General features: G+C 37.2%; 14 protein-coding genes. 11 read left to right on the plus strand and 3 right to left on the minus strand.

Annotation, left to right across the window (positions count from 1 at the left end; genetic code table 11):
- Nucleotides 1-16 precede the first annotated feature (16 nt).
- From parE to G532_RS0102085, 11 genes are all read left to right on the plus strand, one after another.
- Nucleotides 17-1,969 carry a DNA topoisomerase IV subunit B gene (gene parE / locus G532_RS0102035; RefSeq protein WP_027963296.1) on the plus strand — a complete coding sequence of 651 codons (1,953 nt, stop codon included), beginning with the start codon at nucleotides 17-19 and terminating at the stop codon, nucleotides 1,967-1,969.
- A gap of 12 nt (nucleotides 1,970-1,981) precedes the next feature.
- Nucleotides 1,982-4,429, plus strand: coding sequence for a DNA topoisomerase IV subunit A (parC, locus tag G532_RS0102040; protein ID WP_027963297.1), 2,448 nt, complete (start codon nucleotides 1,982-1,984; stop codon nucleotides 4,427-4,429).
- 100 nt (nucleotides 4,430-4,529) lie between these two features.
- Complete coding sequence (locus tag G532_RS0102045) at nucleotides 4,530-5,153, plus strand: TetR/AcrR family transcriptional regulator (RefSeq protein WP_027963298.1); 624 nt, start codon at nucleotides 4,530-4,532, stop codon at nucleotides 5,151-5,153.
- 79 nt (nucleotides 5,154-5,232) lie between these two features.
- Nucleotides 5,233-6,375, plus strand: a complete 1,143-nt coding sequence (locus tag G532_RS0102050; RefSeq protein ID WP_027963299.1) for an acyl-CoA dehydrogenase family protein — start codon at nucleotides 5,233-5,235, stop codon at nucleotides 6,373-6,375.
- Between the two features lie 36 nt (nucleotides 6,376-6,411).
- Entirely contained in the window at nucleotides 6,412-6,720 is a 309-nt protein-coding gene (locus tag G532_RS0102055) for an AMP-binding enzyme (protein WP_027963300.1), read from the plus strand.
- 16 nt (nucleotides 6,721-6,736) lie between these two features.
- Nucleotides 6,737-8,077: an acetyl-CoA carboxylase biotin carboxylase subunit gene (locus tag G532_RS0102060; protein WP_027963301.1), complete on the plus strand. Its 1,341-nt coding sequence runs from the start codon at nucleotides 6,737-6,739 to the stop codon at nucleotides 8,075-8,077.
- A gap of 11 nt (nucleotides 8,078-8,088) precedes the next feature.
- Nucleotides 8,089-8,301, plus strand: coding sequence for an acetyl-CoA carboxylase biotin carboxyl carrier protein subunit (locus tag G532_RS0102065; RefSeq protein ID WP_027963302.1), 213 nt, complete (start codon nucleotides 8,089-8,091; stop codon nucleotides 8,299-8,301).
- 16 nt (nucleotides 8,302-8,317) lie between these two features.
- On the plus strand, nucleotides 8,318-9,220 hold the full coding sequence (locus G532_RS0102070; RefSeq protein WP_027963303.1) for a hydroxymethylglutaryl-CoA lyase: 903 nt from the start codon (nucleotides 8,318-8,320) through the stop codon (nucleotides 9,218-9,220).
- 12 nt (nucleotides 9,221-9,232) lie between these two features.
- Nucleotides 9,233-10,015, plus strand: coding sequence for an enoyl-CoA hydratase-related protein (locus G532_RS0102075; RefSeq protein ID WP_027963304.1), 783 nt, complete (start codon nucleotides 9,233-9,235; stop codon nucleotides 10,013-10,015).
- A gap of 16 nt (nucleotides 10,016-10,031) precedes the next feature.
- Entirely contained in the window at nucleotides 10,032-11,561 is a 1,530-nt protein-coding gene (locus G532_RS0102080) for an acyl-CoA carboxylase subunit beta (RefSeq protein WP_027963305.1), read from the plus strand.
- 96 nt (nucleotides 11,562-11,657) lie between these two features.
- The gene (locus tag G532_RS0102085; protein WP_027963306.1) at nucleotides 11,658-13,307 is read left to right on the plus strand and encodes an FAD-binding dehydrogenase; all 1,650 of its coding nucleotides are present in this window, start codon (nucleotides 11,658-11,660) and stop codon (nucleotides 13,305-13,307) included.
- Nucleotides 13,308-13,372: 65 nt separating this feature from the next.
- On the opposite strand, the gene G532_RS0102090 is transcribed toward G532_RS0102085, so the two are convergent.
- The 3 genes from G532_RS0102090 to G532_RS0102100 form a co-directional block, all read right to left on the minus strand.
- Nucleotides 13,373-15,250 (minus strand): AMP-binding protein, encoded by a 1,878-nt coding sequence (locus G532_RS0102090; RefSeq protein WP_084500499.1) that lies wholly within the window; start codon nucleotides 15,248-15,250, stop codon nucleotides 13,373-13,375.
- A 187-nt stretch (nucleotides 15,251-15,437) separates the two neighbouring features.
- On the minus strand, nucleotides 15,438-16,514 hold the full coding sequence (locus G532_RS0102095; protein WP_027963308.1) for a nitric oxide synthase oxygenase: 1,077 nt from the start codon (nucleotides 16,512-16,514) through the stop codon (nucleotides 15,438-15,440).
- 485 nt (nucleotides 16,515-16,999) lie between these two features.
- Nucleotides 17,000-18,100 (minus strand): PQQ-dependent sugar dehydrogenase, encoded by a 1,101-nt coding sequence (locus tag G532_RS0102100; RefSeq protein WP_027963309.1) that lies wholly within the window; start codon nucleotides 18,098-18,100, stop codon nucleotides 17,000-17,002.
- Nucleotides 18,101-18,191 lie beyond the last annotated feature (91 nt).

An 18,191-nucleotide genomic window follows, 5' to 3' on the forward strand; every position in this document is an offset into this window, starting at 1 on the left:
GAAAGGGGTCTTAAACTTGACGCAATCAGACCAATTATACAACGATGATTCGATCCAAGTACTCGAAGGACTAGAAGCAGTTAGAAAAAGACCGGGGATGTATATTGGTAGCACAGACCACCGTGGACTTCATCATTTGGTTTATGAAATTGTTGACAACGCCGTTGACGAAGCACTAGCAGGGCACGGGGAAACGATTACAGTAACTATACATGAGGATGAGTCAATTTCAGTTAGAGACGAAGGGCGTGGTATGCCTACTGGAATGCACAAGATGGGGAAGCCCACACCTGAAGTCATCTTCACGATTCTACATGCCGGAGGAAAGTTTGGCCAAGGCGGTTACAAGACAAGTGGAGGACTCCATGGAGTTGGAGCATCCGTAGTAAATGCCTTATCTGAATGGCTAAAAGTAACCATTTACCGAGATGGTCAAACGTATGAACAATTGTTTGAGGCAGGAGGAAAACCATCTACAGGGTTAGAGAATATCGGTAAAACTAAAAAATCCGGTACGTTGATTCACTTCAAGCCCGACCCTATCATTTTTTCTTCCATCCATTATCACTTTGAAACACTCTCAGAGCGACTAAGAGAAGCCGCTTTTTTACTTAAAGGCATTAAAATTGATCTAATCGACTTGCGAAATGAGCAAGAAGAAAGTTATGTCTATCCAGATGGTTTAGAGGCGTTTGTTGGATATCTTAATGAAGAGAAGGATATACTTCATCCAGTCGTTTCACTAGAAGGTGAAGCAAAGGAAATAGAAGTCGATTTTGCGATGCAATTTAATGATGGATATTCAGAAAATATACTCTCTTTTGTGAATAATGTCCGTACAAAAGATGGGGGAACTCATGAATCAGGCGCGAAAACAGCAATAACGAAAGCGTTTAATGAATATGCCCGTAAAATGCAATTCTTAAAAGAAAAGGACAAAAATTTAGATGGAAATGATTTAAGAGAAGGGTTAACAGCAATCATTTCCACACGAATTCCTGAACAAATGCTTCAATTTGAAGGACAAACTAAAAGTAAGTTAGGTACTCCAGAAGCCAGAGGAGTAGTAGATCAAGTAGTTGCTATGAAACTTGCTTATTTCTTAGAAGAAAATCCCGAAGTTTCTCAAATGCTAATTAAGAAAGCTATCCGAGCTAGAGATGCTAGAGAAGCCGCAAGAAAAGCAAGAGAAGATGCTCGAAATGGAAAGAAAAGAAAGCGTAAAGATTCGTTACTAAGTGGAAAGTTGACTCCAGCTCAGTCAAAAAACGCCTCTAAGAATGAACTGTTTCTAGTAGAGGGTGATTCTGCAGGTGGGTCAGCAAAACAAGGTAGAGATCGTCGTTTTCAAGCTGTACTTCCTTTACGGGGTAAAGTTATTAATACGGAAAAAGCTAAAATTGATGACATTTTTAAAAATGAAGAAATCGCAACCATCGTTCATACAATCAACGCTGGGGTAGGCTCTGATTTCACTATTGAAGATTGTCAGTACGATAAAGTAATTATTATGACAGATGCTGATACCGATGGAGCTCACATCCAAGTATTATTGTTAACCTTCTTTTACCGCTATATGAAGCCTTTAATAGAGCAAGGGAAAATTTATATTGCATTACCTCCTTTGTTTAAAATTGCAAAAGGAAAAGGTAAAAAGTTAAAAGAAGCGTATGCATGGGATGATGATGAAATGGACCGTTTATTAGCTGAATTCAAAAGCGGCTATACGATCCAACGATATAAAGGTCTAGGAGAAATGAATGCTGATCAATTATGGGAAACAACGATGGACCCAGAAACAAGAACACTTATTCGTGTTACAATAGATGATGTAGCAAGAGCAGAAAGAAGAGTAGCGACACTGATGGGCGATAAAGTAGAACCTCGTCGTAAGTGGATTGAATCTCATGTAGCATTTGGCATGGAAGAAGATGATAGCATTTTAGATAATGAAAGATTGCTTAATTAGGAGTGAAATAGTTTGGCGGAAGAAGCTAAGTATTTAGATTTACCTTTAGAAGAAGTAATTGGAGACCGTTTTGGCAGATATAGTAAATATATTATACAAGATCGTGCTTTACCAGATGTGAGGGATGGATTAAAACCAGTACAAAGAAGAATCCTTTACGCGATGCATACAGAAAGAAACACGTTCGATAAACCATTTCGTAAGTCTGCTAAAACAGTAGGTACAGTTATTGGTAATTATCACCCACATGGGGATTCCTCTGTTTATGAGGCGCTCGTTCGTATGAGTCAAACTTGGAAAGTCCGTCAACCACTAGTAGAAATGCACGGTAATAATGGGAGTGTCGATGGAGACCCACCAGCTGCAATGCGTTATACAGAAGCAAGGTTATCTGGAATTGCATCTGAACTACTTCAAGATATTGATAAAGAAACTGTTGATTTCATTTCAAACTTTGATGATACAGATTATGAACCAGTAGTATTACCTGCGAAATTTCCAAGCTTACTAGTCAATGGGTCTACAGGGATTTCATCTGGTTACGCAACTGATATTCCACCACATAACTTGAAAGAAGTTATTGATACAGTTATTTATAAAATTGAGCATCCAGATGCAACTGTAGATCAATTAATGAAAAAGCTACCTGGCCCTGATTTTCCAACAGGTGGAATTATTCAAGGTGCAGATGGAATTAAACAGGCTTACGAAACTGGCAGAGGTAAAGTCATGGTAAGGGGGCTAGCGAACGTTGAACCCCTAAGAGGCGGAAAAGAACAAATTGTTATTACTGAACTACCTTATGATGTAAACAAAGCTAGTATGGTAAAAAAAATGGATGAACTTCGCTTGGAAAGAAAAGTAGAAGGTATTTCTGAAGTAAGAGATGAGACGGACCGTACAGGTTTACGTGTCGTAATCGAATTAAAAAAGGAAGCAGATAGTCAAAGTGTGCTTCACTTCCTTTATAAAAACACGGATTTACAGGTATCATATCATTTCAATATGGTTGCAATTGCTAATAAAACACCTACCATGATGAGCTTATCGGGCATGCTGGAATCCTATATTGCTCACCAAAGAGAAGTAGTTAAAAGGCAGTCAGAATTCGACCTTAGTAAAGCGAAGAAAAGGGCTCATATTTTAGAAGGTCTTATTTATGCTGTATCTATTTTAGATGATGTAATTGCTACGATCAGAGCCTCTAAAGATAAACAAGATGCAAAGAAACAATTAATAGCCGCTTATGATTTTACTGAGGAACAAGCGGAAGCAATTGTTATGTTGCAATTATATCGTTTAACAAATACAGATATAACGGAACTTGAAAAAGAGGCTGAGCAATTACGTGAAAGAATTAATTATTTGAATGAAATTTTAGCAGATGAAAATAAGTTGCTCACAGTTATTAAGGATGATTTAAAGCGTGTTCGTAAAACGTATAAATCCGAGCGTCGAACTCAGATTGAACAAGAGGTTGAAGATTTAAAAATAAATCTTGAAGTAATGGTTCCCTCAGAAGATATCGTTGTATCTGTGACTAAGGCAGGATACATAAAGCGAACAAGCTTACGTTCTTTTGGAGCTTCACAGGTAGAAGACATGCAAATGAAAGAAGAAGATGAATTACTTCATTTACACGAAATCAACACTACCGATACTTTACTGGTCTTCACAAACAAAGGTAGATATATTTATATTCCTGTTCATGAACTTCCTGATATTAAGTGGAAAGACATGGGGCAGCATATAGCTAGTATGGTATCGATTAGTAAAAATGAAGAAATTGTTAAAGCAATCCCAGTCAGAACTTTTTCAAAAGACTTCTATTTAATAAGCATTACTAAAAATGGGATGATTAAGAAAACATTGTTAGAGGACTTCAAAGTTCAGCGATATTCTCGTGCGCTTACAGCAATGAAACTTAAGGATGATGATGAGATCGTTAATGTGCATATAACGGATGGTCATCATGAGATCTTCTTGGCTTCTAATACTGGGTATGGTTTGTGGTACCACGAACATGATGTTAAAACAATTGGCATTAAAGGTGCTGGCGTGAAATCTATTCAATTAAAAGAGGGAGAGCATGTGGTCAATGGGGAAGTTTTCCCTGAGCTTTCTCACCCTTCCTTGTTTATCATCACACAACGTGGTGCAGGAAAACGAATGAAAATAGATGATTTTGAACAAGGGTCTCGTGCCAAGCGTGGACTGTCTATGTTGAAGGAATTAAAACGCAATCCACATCGAATAGTTGGATTTCATGTAGTTGATGAAGATGAAAAAGTCAGCTTAACGCTGAAGAGTGGAAAGAAACAAGAGTTATTGCCACTTGATTTTAAGTATAACAATCGATATAGTAATGGATCTTTCGCTGTAGATACTGATCAGAATGGGGAAGTATTAAAAACTCAAAAAATCGCAACGTACCAAAGAGCTTTTGAAGAACCCAAATAAACAAACGAGCGTTCAGAAAATTAACTGAGCGCTCGTTTTTAATTTTATTTTGATAGTTTTCTAAATTGTGTTAAAATATTGACAAAGGTAGGAGGGGGATATGGCAGATTTAAAAGAAAGAATTATACAATCATCTTTGGAATTATTTTCAGAACATGGTTTTCATGGAGTATCAATTAATGATCTCGTATCGCATTGTGGAACGTCAAAGGGTGGATTTTACCACCATTTTACTTCTAAAGACGAATTATTGTTTGTGATTCATGACTTGTTTATTTCTTATGTTTTAAATGAAGCACATGAAGCTAAATGGAAAGAAGAACAACCGGTTACTCAGCTTTATGAAATTCTCCGCTCATTCGTGAGGGTATTTGATTTATACAATGAACATATTTCTGTTTTTTATCAAGAGAATAAATATTTAAAAGAAGTTTATGAAGAACAAATAAAGCGAAAACGTGACGATTTTAAAGAAATTGTGATTGAAGTGATAGCAAGAGGTCAAGAACAAGGGGACTTTCGTAAAGAGCTCCCAACAATCATAACAGGAATGTCGATTCTCGGAATGGTGAACTGGACTTATCAGTGGTATAGACGAGATGGAGAACAATCAATAGATGAAATTGCAACTGTTTACATCGATTTGTTACTTCGAGGGATTTTAACGGGCGAGTCACAGGAAAAGTATAAGGATCTCCTGTTACATAGTGATCGCATCTATTAATTTTAGCGCTTTTAGAAAGCGTTTTCATTTAATTTTTATCAGACCAACTAGTCGGTCTACAAAATAAGGGAGGCTTACGATGAATTTTGAATTAACGAAAGAACAAGAGATGACAAGGAAGATGGTTAGGGATTATGCAGAGGCTAAAATCAAACCACGCGCAATTGATATTGATGTGAAGGCGGAGTTTCCAGAAGATATTTTTAAAGAATTAGGGGAATTAGGATTACTAGGTATTCCTATTCCAGAAGAATATGGTGGAGCGGGTAGTGATACAATCACATATGCTTTAGCAGTTGAGGAAATTGGTCGTGTGTGCGGCAGTACTGGTTTAAGTTATGCAGCTGCTGTTTCACTTGGTGCTAGTCCTATTTATTACTTCGGTACAGAAGAGCAGAAACAAGAATTTCTTGTACCACTTGCTGAAGGTAAAGCACTTGGATCATTTGGGTTAACTGAGCCTAATGCTGGTTCTGATGCTGGTGGAACCAAAACTACTGCGATTAAAGATGGTGATGATTTCATTATAAATGGGGAAAAGTGTTATATCACAAACGCTTCATTTGCAAAACAAATCATCGTAACTGCAGTTACAGGGAAAGATGACAGAGGGAAAAATATTATTTCTGCTATTATTGTGCCTACGGATACGGAAGGGATGACGATCTCAAGTAATTACGACAAGATGGGTGTACGTGGTTCTGACACAGCAGAAATTGTACTTGAAGATGTTCGCGTGCCGCAGAAGAACCTTTTAGGTGATCCACAACAAGGATTTAAACAATTTTTACACACACTTGATGGTGGACGCATTTCCATTGCCGCATTAGGGTTAGGGATTGCTCAAGGATCATTAGATAAGGCACTTTCTTATGCGAAAGAACGAAAGCAGTTTGGTCAACCAATTTCTAGTTTCCAAGCTATCCAGTTTAAACTTGCAGATATAGCAATGGAAGTGGAACTAGCTAGAAACATGATTATGAAAGCAGCTTGGCTAAAAGACCAAGGTAAAAATTTCACTAAAGAAGCAGCAATGGCAAAACTTTATGCAACAGAAACAGCTTTTAGAGCTGCTAATCAAGCGATTCAAATTCATGGAGGATATGGATATATGCGTGAATATGAAGTAGAGCGATTCCTTAGAGATGCCAAACTTCTTGAAATTGGAGAAGGTACTTCAGAGATTCAACGTCTAGTTATTGCTAGACAGCTAGGATGTTAATTATATAGACCGTTTGAAAGGGAGGAGAATACTTTGATGCAACAATATGGGGAAGAAGTCGATTCATATAAAGTAGAGGAATTTGTAGCTTCCATTGACGGGGTGTTTGATGCGAAAATCGTTAACATTCCAGATCCGGTACATGGAGAGATAATAATTGCTTGGGTGATTAAAGAGGATGAGGCACTGTCCTCAGAAGCAATCTTTGAACAATTAAATGAAAAATTTCCTGATAAACAAATCCCTCAAGCTATATATTTTAAAGAAGAATTTCCTATGACTGCAAGTGGTAAAATTCAAAAAGCAAAATTAAGAGACGAAGCAACTAATCGATTTAATCAATAATAAAAGGGGTGTATGCATGTTTCAAAAAATATTAATCGCTAATAGAGGAGAGATTGCTTCTCGGATTATTCGCACATGTAAAAAGCTAAACATCCAAACTGTAGCAGTATATTCAGAAGCAGATCAAGAAGCTCCATTTGTCTCAGAAGCTGATGAGGCTGTACTAATAGGTCCCGCAAAGGTAAATGAAAGTTATTTAAACGCGGAGAAAATTATTGATGTAGCTAAAGAACATGGGGTAGATGCAGTCCACCCGGGGTATGGATTATTAAGTGAAAACGGTGATTTTGCGAAAAAATGTAACCAAGAAAAATTAACATTCATTGGACCAAAGCCCGAAATAATTGATCAAATGGGAAGCAAATTAACTGCACGTAATTTGATGAAAAAAGCAGGTGTTCCAGTAATTCCGGGGACAGATGACCCTGTTAGTGATACAGATGAAGCTAAGAAATTCGCAAATGAAATAGGTTATCCTGTTATGTTAAAAGCGACCCATGGTGGTGGCGGAATTGGAATGGAAATAGTAGAGAACGATGAACAGTTGGAGAAAGCATTTGATGGAAATGCCAGACGCGCAGAACAGTTTTTTGGAAATGGAACGATGTATGTTGAGAAGGTAATTAATGGTGCTCACCATATAGAATTTCAGGTGCTTGCGGATCATCATGGAAATACGATTCATTTATTTGAACGAGAATGTTCGATCCAACGTCGTCATCAGAAAGTTCTCGAAGAAGCACCTTCTGTACTACTTGATGCAGAAGTACGCCAAGATATGGGGAAAGCAGCTGTTACTGCAACAGAAGCTATTCATTACACGAATGCAGGAACGATTGAATTTCTAGTGGATAAATCATCTAATTTTTACTTCCTAGAAATGAATACTCGTCTACAAGTAGAACATCCTGTTACAGAAGAAATTACTGGTTATGATTTGGTGGAACAGCAACTTCGAATCGCTTATGGAGAAGAGTTGAATATTAAACAACATGTAGCTTCAATCGATGGGCATGCAATGGAGGTTCGTATCTATGCAGAAGACCCGAAGACATTTTTCCCGTCTCCAGGAAAAATAACAACATTTGAACCTCCAACTGAAAATCATATACGAAATGAAGTTGGGGTTGCTAGTGGTTATCAAGTAACACCATATTATGATCCAATGATTGCTAAGATGATTGTAACAGGCACTACACGTGATGAAGTAATTGAAAAGTTAAGAGATGCATTGGTAGATTATAAAGTAGAAGGAATCAAAACAAACATCCCATTCTTAATTGATATTACAAATGAAGTTGAGTTTGTTCGAGGAAATACAAAAACCTCATTTATCAATGATTATATGAAAAAATAGGAGGATTTAAAATGAGTGAAATTGCAGCAAACATGGCAGGTAATGTGTGGAAAATATTGGTTAAAGAAGGTGACCAAGTAGAGGCAGGTCAAGATGTCGCTATTCTTGAGTCAATGAAAATGGAGATCCCAATTGCTTCTGAACAAGCAGGAACAATTAAAGCATTAAAAGTTAAAGAAGAAGATTTTGTTAACGAAGGCGATGTCATTTGTGAAATAGAGTAAGAATTAAAGGAGTGACATGATGGAATTACCAGAACAAGTCACGATCAAGGAAGTAGGCCCAAGAGACGGGCTTCAAAATGAAAAAGAAGAAATACCGACAGATCAAAAAGTAGCTTGGATTGAAAAATTAGCTAATACAGGGCTTAGTTATATTGAAATCACTTCTTTTGTACATCCGAAGTGGATTCCACAGTTAAAAGATGCTGTAGAAGTGGCGAAACGTGTCAATAAAAAGGAAAATATGACGATCGCAGCTCTTGTTCCTAACATGAAGGGATTAGAACGTGCTTTAGAAGCTGATATTGATGAAGTCTCTATATTTATGTCAGTTAGTGAAACACACAATAAAAAGAATATTAATAAGTCAATAGAGGAAACGTATCCAATCTTAAACGAAGTTGTAAGAGAAGCAAAGCTAGCCAATAAAAGTGTCCGCGGTTATATATCTACAGCATTTGGTTGTCCATACGAAGGACAGGTAGAGGAACAACAGCTTGTTAAAGTATGTAATAATTTATTTGAAATGGATATTGATGAACTTTCTATTGGAGATACCATTGGCGTAGCAAACCCTTTACAAGTATCTAGTGTATTAAAAAAATTAGAAAGATACTTTCCAAAAGATCAATTAGCTCTGCACTTTCATGATACACGAGGACTAGCATTAGCTAATACTTTAGCTGCGCTACAATTAGGATTTCATACCTTTGATAGTGCAGCTGGAGGCTTAGGTGGATGTCCTTATGCAAAAGGTGCATCTGGAAACGTTGCAACGGATGATTTGAACTACATGTTACAATCACTTGGGATTCATACTGGTGTCGATCAAGCTAAACTTCTAGAAGCAACCTCATATATTCAAGAAATGATTGATCGACCTTTACCGAGTAAACAAATGCAAATTTTATCAAGATCATAAAGGTGTGAAAGTATGAGTACAGTAAATGTAAGATTAGAACACGAAAATCGAATCGCCATTTTGACTTTGAATAGACCAGAAGCTGCAAATGCTTTATCTAAGGAACTTTTAAAAGATCTAAACGAGCAATTAGACATAATCTCACAATATAATGACCTTAGAGCGTTGATCATTACTGCATCTGGTGAAAAAGCATTCTGTGCAGGTGCAGACTTAAAAGAAAGAGCGACAATGAATGAGGATGAAGTCATTGAAGCTGTCGGTGAAATAGGTTCTGTAATAAGAAAAATAGAAAATATCGAGATACCAACGATTGCTGCAATTAACGGAGTAGCCTTCGGAGGAGGACTTGAGCTAGCTTTAGCATGTGATCTTCGTCTTGCAAATGAACAGACGAAGATGGGTTTGACTGAAACCTCGCTTGCTATTATTCCTGGTGCTGGTGGAACACAACGATTAGCTCGAATTATTGGAATTTCAAAAGCTAAATATTATATCCTGACTGCCAAAAGAATATCTGCCCAGGAAGCTTTAAACGTAGGAATGGTAGAAAGTATTCATAGTCAAGACTCATTAGAGATTGAAGCAGTGCAAATTGCATTAGACATTGCCAACAATGGCCCTATAGGGGTACGTATGGCAAAAAAAGCAATTGATCAAGGATTCGGTCAAGATTTAAGTGTTGGATTACAAATTGAAAAGGAATGCTATATGCAAACCATTCACACAGAGGACCGATTAGAAGGATTGAAAGCTTTTAAGGAGAAAAGAAGACCTAAATACCAAGGAAAATAGGATGGTGAATAGATTCATGTCAAAAGAAATTAATCATGAAGAATTAAGAGAATCAATTGAGCGTGGTGGTGGTGATAAATACCACGAGAAAAACGCTGAAAAAGGCAAAATGTTTGTAAGAGAAAGATTAAAACGATTATTAGATAATGATTTAGATGTGGAAGATGCGTTTTTTGCTAATGCAATGGACGGCAATTTGCCAGCTGATGGAGTTGTTACTGGATTAGGTAAATTAAATGGTCAAACTGTTGCAGTCATGGCAAATGACTCTACCGTTAAAGCTGGTTCATGGGGAAAACGAACAGTAGAGAAAATTATCCGAATTCAAGAAACAGCTATGAAACTTGAAGTGCCAATGCTATATTTAGTCGATTCTGCAGGTGCTCGAATTACTGACCAAATCGAAATGTTCCCAAATAGAAGAGGAGCAGGAAGAATATTCTACAATCAAGTTAAAATGTCTGGTCATGTACCTCAAGTTTGCTTATTGTTTGGTCCTTCAGCTGCGGGTGGAGCATACATACCGGCATTCTGTGACATTGTTGTGATGGTTGAAGGTAACGCTTCAATGTATTTAGGATCACCACGTATGGCTGAAAAAGTAATTGGAGAGAAAGTATCGCTTGAAGAAATGGGTGGAGCTAGAATGCACTGTTCTGTTTCAGGCGTTGGAGATGTGCTAGTGAAGGATGAACAAGAAGCCATCGAGTATGTTCAAAAGTATATGACATATTTCCCTCAAAATTTCCGTTCAAGAACAGAGGAAGTTGAGAGCCTTGACCCGCAGGCGTTTGATAAATCAATTGCTGATTTAATTCCTGATAATCAGAATGCTCCGTTCGATATGTATGAGTTAATCAATCGTTTGATTGATGTTGATAGTTTCTGTGAAATCAAGCGTGAATTCGCTAAAGAGCTAATCACAGGCCTCGCACGTATTGATGGTAAAGTTGTAGGTATTGTTGCAAATCAACCTCGAATGAAAGGCGGCGTATTATTCCATGATTCGGCAGATAAAGCTGCAAAATTCATGCAATTATGCGATGCTTACAATATTCCACTTCTATTCTTAGCTGATATACCTGGGTTTATGATAGGAACTCGAGTAGAACGTGCAGGAATTATCCGTCATGGCGCGAAAATGATCTCTGCAATGAGTGAAGTTACTGTTCCTAAGATTTGTGTTGTTGTAAGAAAAGCATATGGAGCTGGATTATATGCAATGGCAGGACCTGCATTCGAACCAGATATTACAATTGCCCTTCCTACGGCTCAAATCGCAGTTATGGGACCAGAGGCTGCGGTGAATGCAGTTTATGCTAATAAAATTGCTGAGCTACCAGAAGAAGAGCGCCCAGCGTTTATAAAAGAAAAACAAGAAGAATACAAAGAGAACATCGACATTTATCGTTTAGCTTCTGAAATGGTTGTCGATGATATTGTTCAACCTAATGACCTGCGTAAAGTTTTAAAAAGTAGATTAGATGTGTATCAATCAAAGAACATCACATTTACGGAAAGAAAACATGGTGTTTATCCCGTTTAAATGTAATTTATACTCGTTATTCTCTTTTACGAAGGGGGAATAACGAGTTTTTTACATCATTTTATCTATCAAAACTATTAGTCATGGAGGGATTCAATGAAGTACGATGCAATTGTTGTTGGTGCTGGTTTAGCTGGACTTGTTACTGTCTGTGAGATGGCTGTTCGAGGTAAGAATGTTCTACTATTAGATCAAGAGCCAGTTAGTTCTATCGGAGGTCAAGCTTGGTGGTCCTTTGGAGGGTTGTTTTTAGTTGATTCACCCGAACAAAGAAATATGAAAATAAAAGATTCATTAGAACTTGCTAAACAGGATTGGTATGGTTCTGCCACTTATGACAATATTGATGGGGATGATCATTGGGGAAGTAAATGGGCAGATGCATATCTTGCATTTGCAAACGGGGAAAAGAGAGAGTGGCTTAAACAACAAGGAATTCATTTCTTTCCAGTTGTTGGTTGGGCTGAAAGAGGTGGCTACCTAGCAGAAGGTCATGGCAATTCAGTACCCCGTTTCCATATTGTTTGGGGAACAGGACCTGCAATCGTTGAACCTTTTGCTCGAAAGTTAATCACTTATATTAAGAATAAACAAGTTACCTATAAACCTAGACATCAAGTGAATGACTTAATTACAGAAGAGGGTTCTATTGTTGGTGTAAAAGGAAACGTACTTGCCCCGAGCGATGCTAAGAGGGGAGAAAAGAGTAATCGAGATCCTATTAGCACGTTTGCTTACTTTGCTGAACATACAGTTATTGCGAGTGGCGGAATTGGTGCGAATGCTAATTTAATCAAACAACATTGGCCACATAGGTTAGGAAAAGCTCCTGATAAAATGTTAACTGGCGTACCGGATCATGTCGATGGTCGTATGATAGGTATAAGTGAAAATCGTGGTGCAAGTGTCGTTAATAAGGATCGAATGTGGCATTATACAGAAGGAATAAAAAATCATTCTCCCGTATGGACAAATCACGGTATTCGAATACTACCTGGACCTTCTTCTATATGGTTAGATGCAAAGGGCAATCGTTTTCCAGTACCTTATTTACCTGGTTTTGATACATTAGGAACACTTGAAGCCATTATGAAAACGAACTATGATTATTCATGGTTTATTTTAACCCAAGAGGTAATCGAAAAAGAGTTTGCCTTATCTGGTTCCGAACAAAACCCTGATTTAACAGAGAAGGATTTTAAAAAATTGCTAACTCGTTTACGTTCAGGGGCTACACAACCGGTACAAAAGTTCATAGATGATGGAGAAGATTTTGTGCAAGCTGAAACAATAGAAGAATTGGTTGAAAAGATGAATAGATTAACAAATGAAAATTTATTAGACTTAGATAAAGTGAAGAATGTTGTAGAAGCTAGAGATCGTGAAATGGATAATACTTTTACGAAAGATTTACAAATCACCGCAATTCGAGGCTCAAGAAATTATCTTGGTGATAAATTAATTCGAACTGCTAAACCTCACAAATTTTTAGATCAAAAGCATGGACCGCTCATTGCTGTTAAATTAAATATTATTAGCAGAAAAACATTAGGAGGACTACAGACTAATTTAAATGGGGAAGTATTAAAGGAAAACGGTGATGTCTTAAAAGGTCTATATGCAGTTGGAGAAGCAAGTGGCTTTGGAGGCGGAGGTATACATGGTTATCGATCGTTAGAAGGTACTTTTCTAGGTAGTTGTTTATTTACAGGTAAAAGAGTAGGAGAGTATATAGGTAAACTATAATATTATTATGTAAACTAAGTGAAATTAAAAGGTTGTGCAGACTTGGCACAACCTTTTTTGTTAAATTAGTTTTTATTAATATTTCTAATCTCGTCAACCACTTCAGGGTTTTCAAGTGCTGAGAGATCGCCAGCTTCTTGATGCAAGTAGGCGGATTTGATCGCACGTCTCATTACTTTAGCATTTCTTGTCTTAGGTAGATCGCTTACTACATGAACTGTTTTAGGGGCAATAGCTTTCCCTAATCTATTGATTGCGTGTTCTATAAGTTCATTTGAAAATTCTTTTTTATCTGCAGGAGAGTTTTTAGTTACTACAAAAGCAATCGGATCTTCACCTTTAACTTCATGGGGGACCCCAATTACTCCAGCTTCGATCACTTCTGGGTGCTCCACAAAAATAGATTCTATTTCTGCAGGACCTAATCGCTTTCCAGCGACGTTTAACGTATCATCTGAACGTCCAGTAATGGTGTAGAATCCTTCTTCATCGATTTCTACCCAATCTCCGTGGACCCAAGTACCTTTAAATTTCGACCAATACGTATCTTCATACCGTTCATTTTCTTTATAGAATCCGTTCGTCATACCTACCCATGGCTGCTTTAAAACGAGTTCTCCAACTTCACCTTTAACAGATTCACCGTATTCATCATAGATATCTGCATCCATACCAGGAAGTGCTGCATTAAAGGATACAGGGGCAATCGGTTTTACTAGAACATTCCCGAAGATCCCACCAGAAATTTCTGTCCCTCCTGAATAATTAAATATAGGAATTTCTTTCTTACAAATGGTATTAAAGAGCCATAACCACGGTTCTTCATTCCATGGCTCACCAGTTGAACCGATCATTTTTAAAGAGTCATAATTCTGTTTGGTGAAATAAGATGAATCTAATTTCATAATGGACCTAATTAATGTAGGAGAAATCCCTAAGTGTGTAACTTTATGTTGTTCGACCATATCCCAGATTCTACTTGGAGTAGGGAAGTCTGGTGTACCTTCAAACATTACAATCGTAGCTCCATTCATTAAACCACCATATACAAGAAAAGGCCCCATCATCCAACCCATGTCGGTGTACCAGAACAGAGTATCTTTTTTACATACATCCATACAAATCCCTGCATCATACGCAGATTTGATTGGGAAGCCGTTATGAGTGTGCAGGGCACCTTTAGGTTTACCCGTTGTTCCAGATGTGTAAATAATCATATATGGATCATTGCCGTTGGTTTGAACGGTATGAAAGGAAGTGCTTTCACTTCTCATATCGTCCCAATCCAGATCATGGTCGTTCCAATTCACTTCAGCATTAGTTCGTTTGACGACAAACACTTTTTCAATTGAGGAAGAAGAGGCTACTGCTTGATCTGCTTCGTCTTTAAGATTAAGCATTTTACCGCGACGGAAGAACCCATCAGCTGTGATTAAATACTTTGATTCTGCTGCTTGAATTCTTTTTGCAACTGCTTCTGATTTGTAACCCGAAAAAGCCGGAGAAAATATTGCTCCCACTTTACTAATTGCAAGCATGGCAATTGTTGTCTCAGGAATCATTGGCATATAAATAGTCGCCACATCGTATCGTTTCATTCCTGCTTGTACAAAGCCATTAGCAACTCGATTAACTTCTTTTTGTAGTTCTAAGAATGTATACGTAATAACTTCTCCGTCATCACTTTCCCAGATAAGAGCAGGGTGATCTTTCATCTCATCAGATTCTGCCCATTTATCTAGTGCATTATGTGCCACGTTCATTTTCCCATCTACAAACCACTCTGGATACATCACGCCATTGTTTAATTGAACGACGTCTTTATAATCCTGATACCATTCAATACCTAAGGATTGCTCTGCATGTTTCCAGAATGCCCTTATATCATTTACAGTATGTTCATGATAAGCGTTGTACTCGTCAAAACCTGATTCTTGCATCATTTGATTCAATCTTGTTTTCTTAATATATTCTTTGCTAGGATTCCATACTGCTTTTGTCACAAAATCACTCCAATTAGTAAGTAAAGAATTTTCTGAATGTTATCGCTATCATTATATCGTAGATTACAAGTAATGAGAAGGGAAGAAGGGGACTATAAAAGAAAATACGTGGCATAAAACCACGTATCTAATAGAGTCTTTGTTGATAAAAGAAGTTAGGTGAATGAACGGTGTTATCATAAGGTTTATGAAAGAGGTGGGTAGAAGCGCCTGCAATCGGCGGGACTAACCAAGACCAGTCACCAGTTGGACAGCGACTAGATTTTAATTCATTTTTTTCGAATTGTTTAAATTGAGTAGCTGCAGTATGATGATCCACCATACTGACACCAGCTTCTTGATAAGAAAAGAGTACAGCTTCATTTAATACAACAAGTGCATGATCTTGCCAAAAGAATCTATTGCTTTTATGAGTTAACTCAAGGTTTTCAGCAATTACTGGAAGCATATCATAACGATAATCATCTGCGAAATTTCTAGCACCAATCTCCGTAACCATATACCAACCATTAAATGGAGCAGCATTATATTCAATTCCGCCAATTTCTAACTGCATATCAGAAATGACAGGAACTGCATACCATTTCAAGCCTATGTCCTTAAACCAATCATGACTCGGATGGCTCAAATTCACTTCCATAACTATATCATGCGGTAATTCATACAACCTGGGAGTTTCATTATTAACTTGAATTACAATCGGAAGAAGATCAAATGAACCATATTTAGGAGACCATCCAAGTTCCATACACTTTTTTGTAAACGAAATAGAATCAGAATCGCCTATAATGCCATCATTTGTCTCATAACCCGCATATCTAATGAGTTGATGGTTAAGTATTCGTATCTCCAAATCATTTGATTTAGGTGGAAATACACTCACTGTTGATTTGATTTTACCGTCATTCGTAGCAAACTCCAAATGTTCTTTAATTCTTTTAAAGATTTGATCTGGGGAAGTTTCATCTCTGTAATCAAAAACATTTAAAGTATCCCAAAACAAACGACCAATACACTTATTGCTGTTACGCCAAGCCATCTTAGCGCCATAGTTAAGCTCATCATAGGTGTGAGAATAGCTACCAGTAGAGGCGATTTCTTTACAAACAGCTTCTATACGATTATGTAAATCAGTCGAATTATATTGTTTTTCATCATACATTTGAGTTATGAAAGAAATTGCTTTTTCATGAAGTGCTGACATTTTAACATCACATCCAACATAATTATTTGTATAATTATTATATAATGTAACATAAATAACAGAGAATAAGCAGTGAAGATGCGACAATATAGTAACAAGTGAACTTAAGAAGCTTATAAAATCACACCATTAACTTCCGATAATTAATATTATGTAAACTAGAATATTTTAAAATCTAGAACTAAAATCTTTTTAAGATTTCACCTCCATTTAAACGATTTTTTAATTTATTTAACCACATTAATTACATCCTCAGCTCTTTTTTGTTGATACAATATAAAAGGATCCACAATCTTATCTCCAAAAGATTGTGAATCCTAAATTTACTGAACAAACATATTCGAATAGCATTATTATATTTCTTGAGTTTTACTAAGCTTAGTATTTTTATTATAACGACTTCTTGATTCGGTTATAATCTGTCATGATATTAAGCTTTTTGTGTTAATTGTTTCAATTTAGATCTTTGCTATAGGATTAGACAGTTATTCTAATTCAGAGAGTTCAATTCGGTAAAGTCGGTCATCCGTGTCGTCGGGATTACCTCTACCATCCGTGGTATTACTTACGAAATAAAGGTAGTCATTTTCCACTCGCACATCTCTAATTCTGCCAAGTTCAGATATGACTTGCCGGTAATCTCCTGTTTCTAAATCAAATTCTAATACAGCAGATCCTCTTAATGCAGCCACATATAACAATCCCTCATTATAAGACATTCCTGAAGGTGCCCATGTGTCTTCGCTTCCGGAAGTGAATAATGGCGTAACAAGTCCTTCTTGTTCTTCTTCACCTTCAATAACTGGCCATCCATAATTTTCACCAGCTTCAATAACATTTACTTCATCATTAGCGTTATCACCATGTTCACTTGAGTACATGGTTTCATCTGACGACCAAGTAATTCCTTGAGGGTTGCGATGGCCTATGCTGTATACTAAAGAATCAGAAAAAGGGTTAGCGTCCGGGATAGATCCATCTAAGTTCATTCTTAAAATCTTTCCACCTAGTAAATGAATGTCTTGGGCAATTTCAGGTTCTGAAGCATCTCCAGTTGTTGCGTAAAGCATATCATCTGGTCCTATTTTTAATCTTCCTCCGTGATGATAGGTTCCACTTGGTATGTGATCCAGTAGTGTTTGATCTTCTCTCCACACATCTTCATCCCATTGAAGGATTACGATACGATTGAATTGTCCTTCGCTATTTTCATAAGTATAGTATGCGAAAGCTTGTTTGGAATCAGGGTAATCAGGAGAAAGTGTAAAACCAAGCAAACCTGCCTCTGGAGAAGTTGATAATTCACGCTCAAGCTCTACATCTTGCCGTTCTGCTTCACCATTTTCTATTTTGACAATGCTTCCGGTTCTTTCTGATATATAAAAGGTATTATCTGCTAGATCTATTGACCATGGCACGTCCAGATTTTCAGCAACAACCTCTAGCCCGTCCATTGGCAGTGACAATTCCTGTTGGTCTTCATCAGAGTCACGATCATCATTACCTGAAGGCGGTTCTTGATCATTTGAAGAGCAACCAAACAATAATAGAAACCCCAAGAGTGAACCTGACAATAATTTATACATTCTTCCTCCTCCTCTCCTTAAAAATTAAGGGTCAAAGCATTTTCTAAACCCTATACCCTTTTTTATATCTTCTGAAATGAAGTTTCACCAA

It is taken from the genome of Halalkalibacillus halophilus DSM 18494 (assembly GCF_000423105.1).
Classification (GTDB): Bacteria; Bacillota; Bacilli; order Bacillales; family Alkalibacillaceae; genus Halalkalibacillus; species Halalkalibacillus halophilus.